Below are 7,483 nucleotides of genomic sequence, written 5' to 3'. Positions count from 1 at the left end.
ACCGCCACCGGCGTGGTGCTCCACACCAACCTGGGCCGGGCCAGCTCCGCGCCCCGGCGGAGGACGGACTGCTCCAGCTCATCCAGGCCGGGGACGGCAGACAGCGCCCCGGCGCGCAGGGCGGCGCGGTACTCGTCCAGCACCTGGCGGGCCGCCTGCCGCCGCAGGGCGTAGGGCAGGGGGCTGCCCGCCAGGGCGGGGCGGGCGAGAAGCAGATCCATTTTGGGCAGCGCACGCAGCAGTTCCGGCTTCACAGAGATCCCTCCCGGGTGTCATTTGGCTAGAGTATATCACATTTTTTCAGACGATGGGGTATAAACTGCATGGTTTTCAGAAAAACGGGTACAAAATACGGTAAGACAAGGAAACATTTTCATTGACAGGACACTTACCAAACGGTTATGATTGGAGAGGTCAAAAAGCAACCGATTCCGGCCTGCCCCGCCTCGGGGCCGGGCCGATACAGAAAGGGACAGAGAGCAGATGAGAGGTGTCGAAACCCGTATCCAGGAGATCCGCCACCGGGTGTTCCGGGAGGTGGCCCGCATGGCTTACCACACGGAGTGGCCGGTGGACAAGCGCATTGAGAGCCTGCCTTACAAGATCATCCCGGGCGAGGTGGGCAACTTCCGCAACGACGTGTTTTTGGAGCGGGCCATCGTGGGCGAGCGGCTGCGGCTGGCCATGGGCCTGCCCTGCCGGAGCGCGGCGGAGCACGCCCCGCTCTCGGAGAATATCGAGGCGGCCGACCGGCCGGAGACCTACTACACCCCTCCGCTCATCAACGTCATTAAGTTTGCCTGCAACGGCTGCGCGGAGAAGCGGGTGCTGGTGACCGAGGGCTGCCAGGGCTGCCTGGCCCACCCCTGCGAGGAGGTCTGCCCCAAGGACGCCATCAAGCTGGACCGTTACAACGGCCGCTCCCACATCGACCCCGGCAAGTGCATCAACTGCGGCCGCTGCGCCGACGTGTGCTCCTACAAGGCCATTATCATTCAGGAGCGGCCCTGCGCCGTGGCCTGCGGAATGGACGCCATCGGAACCGACGCCAATGGCAAGGCCGAGATCGACCCGGACAAGTGCGTCTCCTGCGGCATGTGCCTGGTAAACTGCCCCTTCGGCGCCATCGCCGACAAGTCCCAGATCTTCCAGGTCATCCGGGCCATCCAGTCCGGTGAGCGGGTTTACGCCGCGGTGGCCCCCGCCTTCGTGGGCCAGTTCGGCCCCAAGGTGACCCCCGGCAAGCTCCGCGCCGCCGTGAAGCAGCTCGGCTTTGCCGATGTCTTTGAGGTGGCCATCGGCGCCGACCTCTGTGCCACCCAGGAGGCGGAGGACTTCGTCCGGGAGGTGCCGGAGGAGCTGCCCTTCATGGGCACGTCCTGCTGCCCGGCGTGGTCGGTCATGGCCAAGAAGCTCCACCCCGACCACGCCCACTGCATCTCCATGGCCCTCACCCCCATGACCCTCACCGCCCGCCTCATCAAGCACGAGCATCCCAACGCCAAGGTGGTGTTCATCGGGCCCTGCGCGGCCAAGAAGCTGGAGGCCATGCGCAAGAGCGTGCGCAGCGAGGTGGACTTCGTGCTCACCTTTGAGGAGATGGCGGGGATCTTTGCGGCCAAGCATGTGGATCTGACCACCATCGAGGAGGACCCGGACGGCGTCAACGATGCCTCTACCGACGGGCGCAGCTTCGCCGTGGGCGGCGGCGTGGCCAAGGCGGTGGTCAACGTTATCCAGCACCGCTACCCCGGCCGGGAGGTCAAGGTGACCAGCTCCCAGGGCCTGCGGGAGTGCCGCAAGATGATGCAGGAGGCGGTGGCAGGCAAGTACCCCGGCTATCTGCTGGAGGGCATGGCCTGTCCCGGCGGCTGCGTGGCCGGCGCCGGTACCATGCAGCCCATCAAGAAGTCCCAGGCCGCCGTTGGCCTTTACGCCCGGCAGGCCAAGCACAAGACCTCCGACGAAACCGAGCACATCAAGGAGCTGGACAAGCTGGTGGACTGAGCAGAGCAAAACGAACCCCCGGAACCGACGCGGTTCCGGGGGTTCGTTTATTCCTTGCAGGCCAGACGCTTGTGCACATCCCGGCGGAGCAGGGTATAGAGCACCGAGGCCACGGGCACGCTGAGCAGCACGCCCACCAGACCGCCCACGCCGCCGCCGATGGTGACAGCGGCCAGCACCCAGATGCCGGGCAGGCCGATGGAGGTGCCCACCACCTTGGGATAGATGACGTTGCCCTCAATCTGCTGAAGCACCACCAGGAAGACCAGGAAGACCAGGGCCTTGATGGGGGAGACCATCACCAGCAGCAGGGCGGACACAATGGCCCCGATGTAGGCGCCCGCCACCGGGATGATGGCGGAGGCGCCGATGATGACGCCGATAAGAGGGGCGTAGTCGGCCTGGATGAAGAGCATCCCCGCCGCGCACAGCCCGCCCAGGATACAGGCCTCGATGAGCTGCCCGGTGACGAAGCGGGTGAAGGTGTCGGCCGTCAGGTGGACCACATCGGTAAGGGGGTCGGCAAACCGGGCGGGGACATAGGCCCGCAGCACCCGGCGGCACTGGCTCATGAGGGTGTCCCTGCCGGAGAGCATATAGATGGAGAAGACCAGGGAGAGCACCCCGGTGACCACCATGGAGACGATGCCGCTGGTGAGCTCCAGCAGGTGGGGGCCCAAGTCGGACAGGAAGCCCAGTACGTAGTTAAACAGGTTTTTGAGCACATCGTTCAGGCCAGACAGGTCCAGCGCCTCCACATCCAGGTGGAAGTAGGCGATGATATCGTTGTACCAGCCCTGGACGTTGGCCAGGTAGCCCCCCAAGTTGAGGGCGAAGGTCTGGATGCTCTCCACCAGCTTGGGCACCACAAAGGAAAAGATGGCGGCGATGGCCAGAATCAACACCAGATAGGAGGTGACCACCGCCAGGGGGCGGGCCGTCCCCCTGGCCCGGGTGCGGGACAGCCCTCGATCATAGAGGCGGAAAAAGAAGTGGCAGGGCCGGTTGAGGACGAAGGCCAGTGCGAAGCCGATGAGCAGCGGCTTAACCAGCCCCAGCACCCATGCCACCCCGCCGGCGATCAGGCCTAGGCGGCTGAGTACCATCACCAGTACCACCGTATAGGTGATGAGGAGCAGAATGCTTTTGAACAGCTTTTTATCCATGCTATCTCCCAATTTCATATAATCTGCCTCCACTATAGCATCGGCGGGCGGGGCCAGTCAACGGAATCCGGGCGATTTAAGCAAAGTTTAATGAAATGTTCCGCCTCCGTAAAAATTTCCTTGACAAAGGGGCCTGGCAGGCCTATAATCATAGTAAACATATAGGAATTAAGAAGTTTTGAAAGGAGCGTCTCTATGTCGCACTTCATTTACGCCGACCATGCGGCCACCACGGCTGTCTCCGATACCGCCCTCCAGGCCATGCTCCCCCACTTCACCACGGCCTACGGCAACCCCTCCAGCCTGTACCGCTTTGCCCAGGAGGGCAAGACCGACCTGGAGCGGGCGCGGGCGGAGATCGCCGCCTGCCTCAACGCCCGGCCGGAGGAGATCTACTTCACCTCTGGCGGTACGGAGGCGGACAACTGGGCCCTGCGGGGGGTGGCCGAGCTCATGGCCCTAAAGGGGCGGAAGGGCGGCCACATCATCACCTCCGCCATCGAGCACCACGCCGTCCTCCACACCGCCCAGTATCTGAAGAAGCAGGGCTATGAGGTCACCTACCTGCCGGTGGACGGGCGGGGGCTGGTGGACCCCGCCGCCCTGGAGGGGGCGATCCGGCCGGACACCATCCTTATCTCCATCATGGCCGCCAACAACGAGATCGGCACCATAGAGCCCGTCGCCGAGCTGGGCCGCATCGCCCGGGCCCACAAGGTGCTCTTTCACACCGACGCGGTGCAGGCCGTGGGACATATCCCCGTGGACGTGGAAGCGTGGAATGTGGATCTGCTCTCCCTGTCCGCCCACAAGTTCCGCGGCCCCAAGGGAGTGGGCGCCCTGTACGTGAAAAAGCCCCTGCGCCTGCCCGCGCTCATCCAGGGCGGCGGCCAGGAGAAGGGCCGCCGCTCCGGCACCGAGAACGTCCCTGGCGCGGTGGGCATGGCCGCCGCCCTGCGGGAGGCGGTGGACGGCCTGAGCCGGGAGTCCCCCCGCCTGGCCGCCCTGCGGGACAGGCTCATCGACGGACTGACCGGGCTTCCCTACACCCGACTCACCGGCGACCCGGTGAACCGCCTGCCCGGCACTGCCTCCTTTGTCTTTGAAGGGGTGGAGGGAGAGGCCCTGTTGCTCCACCTGGACGCCAGGGGCATCTGCGCCTCCTCCGGCTCGGCCTGTTCCTCCGCGTCCCTGGACCCCTCCCACGTGCTACTGGCCATCGGCCTGCCCCACGCCATTGCCCACGGCTCCCTGCGGCTCTCCCTGGGCGCGGAGAATACCGAGGCGGACGTGGACTACATTTTGAAGGAAGTGCCCCAGGTGGTGGCGTATCTCCGGGAGCTGTCCCCCGTATGGGACCGGGACGCACAGAAGCCCACCTGGGAGCTGTAACTGGAAAGGAGAAACTGCTATGCTGTATTCCGATAAGGTGATGGACCACTTCGAGCACCCCCGCAACGTGGGTGAGATTGCGAACGCCGACGGGGTGGGCCAGGTGGGCAACCCCAAGTGCGGCGACATCATGAAGATGTACCTGAAGATCGACGGGGACGTGATCACCGACGTGAAGTTCAAGACCTTTGGCTGCGGCTCGGCCATCGCCACCTCCTCCATGGCCACCGAGATGATCAAGGGAAAGACCATCGCGGAGGCCATGGCCCTGACCAACGCCGCCGTGGCGGAGGCTCTGGACGGCCTGCCCGCCTACAAGATGCACTGCTCCGTCCTGGCGGAGGAGGCCATCAAGGCCGCCCTGGCCGACTACTACCGCCGCCAGGGCCGGGAGGTGCCCGAAGCCCTCCGCCTGCCCTGTGAGGATGAGGAGCACGGCTGCTGCTCCTGCGGCCACTGAGCCAGGACACGCAAGGCCCCGGAATCGAAGCGGTTCCGGGGCTTTTTTCTTGACAGAGGGCGGGGCTTGTCATAAAATAGGACGGAACTTTGTGAGAAATAAGGGAGTATGGGTCCGTGATCGAGTTAAAACACATTTCCAAGACCTTTCCCACGGCCGACGGCGTGTTTCAAGCCCTGGACGACATCAATCTGACCATCCGGGACGGGGACATCTTCGGCATCGTGGGCATGAGCGGCGCGGGCAAGTCCACCCTGGTGCGCTGCATCAACCTGCTGGAGCGCCCTACGGCGGGCCAGGTGGTCATCGACGGACAGGATCTCATGGAGCTGTCCGCCCCCCAACTGCGTGAGAAGCGCCGCTCCATCAGCATGATCTTCCAGCAGTTCAACCTGCTCATGCAGCGCACCTGCCTGGGCAACATCTGCTTCCCCATGGAGATCGCCGGGGTGCCCAAGGGGGAGGCGCGGAAGCGCGCCCTGGAGTATCTGGACATCGTGGGCCTGCCCGACAAGGCCAACGCCTACCCGGCCCAGCTCTCCGGCGGCCAGAAGCAGCGCATCGCCATCGCCCGCGCCCTGGCCTCCAATCCCAAGGTGCTGCTGTGCGACGAGGCCACCTCCGCCCTGGACCCCACCACCACCCGCAGCATCCTCAAGCTGATCCAGGACATCAACCGGCGCATGGGCATCACCGCCGTGATCATTACCCACGAGATGGCGGTGGTGGAGGAGATCTGCTCCCACGTGGCCATCCTGGAGCGCGGCCGCATGGTGGAGACCGGCACAGTGGAGGCGGTGTTCTCCAACCCTCAGACCGAGGCAGGCCGCCGGCTGGTGTTCCCGGAGGGGGCCAACATCGACAAGTTTCCCGTGGCGGGCGTGGTGCGGGTGGTGTTCAACGGCGGCTCCTCCTACGAGCCCCTCATCGCCTCCCTGGCCATCGACTGCGGTGTGAAGGTGAACATACTGGGGGCCGACACCCGCAACGTAAACGGCAAGGCTTTCGGCTCCATGCTGCTGGGCCTGCCCGAGGATCATGGCGAGGCCACCCGTGCCATGAGCTATCTGAAGGCCCAGAAGGACGTCACCGTGGAGGAGGTGCCCGACTACCATGGATAAATTTATGCAGCAGATGCGCGAGGCCTTTGCCAACGAGGCCCTGTGGAAGGAGTTCCAGACTGGTATCTGGGACACCATCTACTCCACCGTGGCGGCCACTCTGGTGGCCTGCGTCCTGGGCATTATCCTGGGCATTATCCTGGTGGCGGGGGAGGAGGACGGCGTGCGCCCCCTGCCCGGCCCGGTGATGAAGGTGCTCAACTTTGCCATCAATATCCTGCGCTCGGTGCCTTTCCTGATCCTGATGATCATGGTGCTTCCCCTGAGTGAGCTCCTGGTGGGTACCTCCATCGGCACTGTGGCCTCCATCCCTCCCCTGATTATCGCCTCGGCCTCCTTCGTGGCCCGGCTGGTGGAGACCTCCCTGCGGGAGGTGGACAAGGGGGTCATCGAGGCCGCCCAGTCCATGGGCTGCTCCCCCTTCCAGATCATCTGGAAGGTGATTTTGCCGGAGAGCCTGCCCTCCCTGGTGGCCAGCTTCACCACCGCATTTATCACCATTCTGGGCTACGGCGCCATGGCTGGCGCCATCGGTGGCGGCGGCCTGGGCAAGATTGCCATCAACTACGGCTATTATAAATACAACTATGCGGTGATGCTCATCGCCGTGGTCTTTATTGTGATTTTGGTGCAGATTTTCCAGTCACTGGGTACCTCCCTGGCCACCCGGACGGACCACCGCATCACCAACCGGGCTGGGCGAAGAAAGCTCCGTCGGAACGTCAGCCGGCAGATCAACCGGGACAAGCGCAGCCCCGGCGGCATGTGAATTTTGGAGGGGGCGGCAAAGCAGTTGCTTTGCCGCCCCCTCTTTTTTGTGCAGAATATGCGATTGACAGGAGCGCCTTCCGGTTGTAAACTAAGTGCAACCCAAGCGGAACTGAATAACGCCCCTCAAACGCGAGGAAGAGAAGAGTAGCCAGAGAGATACGGCACAGAGAGCCCGGAATGGTGGAAACGGGTACGGAAGGCTTTGGGGAAGATGGTCTCGGAGCGGCGCGGCTGACTGCCACAGGCACAGGCCGCGACGGGAGCGCCCGTCAGCGCGCAGGAGTATGCCAGTACTCCATAAGGCCCCTGTCGTGAGGCAGGGGTGAAGCAAGGTGGTACCACGAAGCCGGAAGGCTCTCGTCCTTGAATTTGGATTCAAGGGCGTTTTTTTGTGCTCTGATTTGGGAATACCACCTCCCTTTGAGGAACAATGAAAAGGAGAAATGCACCATGAAGAAGCTCGCATCCCTGCTCCTGTCCGGCGCCCTGGCCCTCGGCCTGCTGGCCGGCTGCGGCGGCGCCCCCGGTACCGCCGACACCCCCGCCGCAAACACCGACACCCCCGC

At 64.1% G+C, this 7,483-nt stretch carries 6 protein-coding genes and 1 pseudogene; 5 read left to right on the top strand and 2 right to left on the bottom strand.

Going from position 1 to position 7,483, the window contains the following annotated elements:
* A pseudogene (locus ACESY8_RS19105) lies at positions 1 to 254 on the bottom strand (hypothetical protein); the annotation flags it as partial.
* A gap of 229 nt (positions 255 to 483) precedes the next feature.
* Between ACESY8_RS19105 and ACESY8_RS19100 the strand changes: the two are divergent.
* Positions 484 to 2,007, top strand: coding sequence for a 4Fe-4S dicluster domain-containing protein (locus tag ACESY8_RS19100; protein ID WP_007490213.1), 1,524 nt, complete (start codon positions 484 to 486; stop codon positions 2,005 to 2,007).
* 47 nt (positions 2,008 to 2,054) lie between these two features.
* On the opposite strand, the gene ACESY8_RS19095 is transcribed toward ACESY8_RS19100, so the two are convergent.
* Positions 2,055 to 3,191, bottom strand: coding sequence for an AI-2E family transporter (locus tag ACESY8_RS19095; protein ID WP_054339324.1), 1,137 nt, complete (start codon positions 3,189 to 3,191; stop codon positions 2,055 to 2,057).
* A gap of 177 nt (positions 3,192 to 3,368) precedes the next feature.
* Here ACESY8_RS19095 and nifS point away from each other — a divergent pair, with 177 nt between their 5' ends.
* From nifS to ACESY8_RS19075, 4 genes are all read left to right on the top strand, one after another.
* The gene (gene nifS, locus ACESY8_RS19090; protein WP_054339325.1) at positions 3,369 to 4,565 is read left to right on the top strand and encodes a cysteine desulfurase NifS; all 1,197 of its coding nucleotides are present in this window, start codon (positions 3,369 to 3,371) and stop codon (positions 4,563 to 4,565) included.
* A 19-nt stretch (positions 4,566 to 4,584) separates the two neighbouring features.
* Positions 4,585 to 5,025, top strand: coding sequence for a Fe-S cluster assembly scaffold protein NifU (gene nifU, locus ACESY8_RS19085; RefSeq protein ID WP_054339326.1), 441 nt, complete (start codon positions 4,585 to 4,587; stop codon positions 5,023 to 5,025).
* Between the two features lie 116 nt (positions 5,026 to 5,141).
* Positions 5,142 to 6,146 (top strand): methionine ABC transporter ATP-binding protein, encoded by a 1,005-nt coding sequence (locus tag ACESY8_RS19080; RefSeq protein WP_054339327.1) that lies wholly within the window; start codon positions 5,142 to 5,144, stop codon positions 6,144 to 6,146.
* Complete coding sequence (locus ACESY8_RS19075; protein WP_204682583.1) at positions 6,139 to 6,915, top strand: methionine ABC transporter permease; 777 nt, start codon at positions 6,139 to 6,141, stop codon at positions 6,913 to 6,915. The genes ACESY8_RS19080 and ACESY8_RS19075 overlap by 8 nt, the downstream gene beginning before the upstream one ends.
* Positions 6,916 to 7,483: the final 568 nt, after the last annotated feature.

The organism is Clostridium sp. ATCC BAA-442 (assembly GCF_964239415.1).
In the GTDB taxonomy this organism is placed as follows: Bacteria; Bacillota; Clostridia; order Oscillospirales; family Oscillospiraceae; genus Flavonifractor; species Flavonifractor plautii.
The sequence above is the reverse complement of the archived record's forward strand: the minus strand, read 5'-3'. Positions and strand labels throughout refer to the sequence as shown.

Bases quoted from the DNA above. Each gene is read 5' to 3' on its own strand.
- nifU (WP_054339326.1), top strand. From the start codon at position 4,585: ATGCTGTATTCCGATAAGGTGATGGACCACTTCGAGCACCCCCGCAAC.
- nifS (WP_054339325.1), top strand. From the start codon at position 3,369: ATGTCGCACTTCATTTACGCCGACCATGCGGCCACCACGGCTGTCTCC.
- ACESY8_RS19075 (WP_204682583.1), top strand. From the start codon at position 6,139: ATGGATAAATTTATGCAGCAGATGCGCGAGGCCTTTGCCAACGAGGCC.
- ACESY8_RS19100 (WP_007490213.1), top strand. From the start codon at position 484: ATGAGAGGTGTCGAAACCCGTATCCAGGAGATCCGCCACCGGGTGTTC.
- ACESY8_RS19095 (WP_054339324.1), bottom strand. From the start codon at position 3,191: ATGAAATTGGGAGATAGCATGGATAAAAAGCTGTTCAAAAGCATTCTG.